Genomic DNA, 282 nt, shown 5'->3' with positions numbered 1-282 from the left:
GTCAAGCATATATTGACTCGTCACAATGCCAGGCTGTCGATCAAGTCGGAAGTCGGCAAGGGCGCGGCGTTTACGGTTCATTTGCCGGCTCGCTGATCCTGTACTGGTTACCAACCGGCTTTTCTTCTTTCTGTCATGCGGTTCGCGTATCAGCGACGGATTGAGGAAGCGAACAAACCGGCAGAAGCTGGGAAGGCATGCCTATGCAGTCCGTGCACATCATGAGTGCCTATGACGAGGAATTGAAGTTCCTCTCCAAGCGCATCGCCGCGATGGGCGGGC

At 55.3% G+C, this 282-nt stretch carries 1 pseudogene; it reads left to right on the top strand.

The window, feature by feature from the left end:
* Window positions 1-203 precede the first annotated feature (203 nt).
* Window positions 204-282 (top strand): annotated as a pseudogene (locus tag EN851_RS37625) (phosphate transport system regulatory protein PhoU); the annotation flags it as partial.

The sequence above is a fragment of the Mesorhizobium sp. M8A.F.Ca.ET.208.01.1.1 genome, assembly GCF_004791315.1.
Taxonomy (GTDB): domain Bacteria; phylum Pseudomonadota; class Alphaproteobacteria; order Rhizobiales; family Rhizobiaceae; genus Mesorhizobium.
This window is presented reverse-complemented; position numbering and strand designations above follow the sequence as displayed.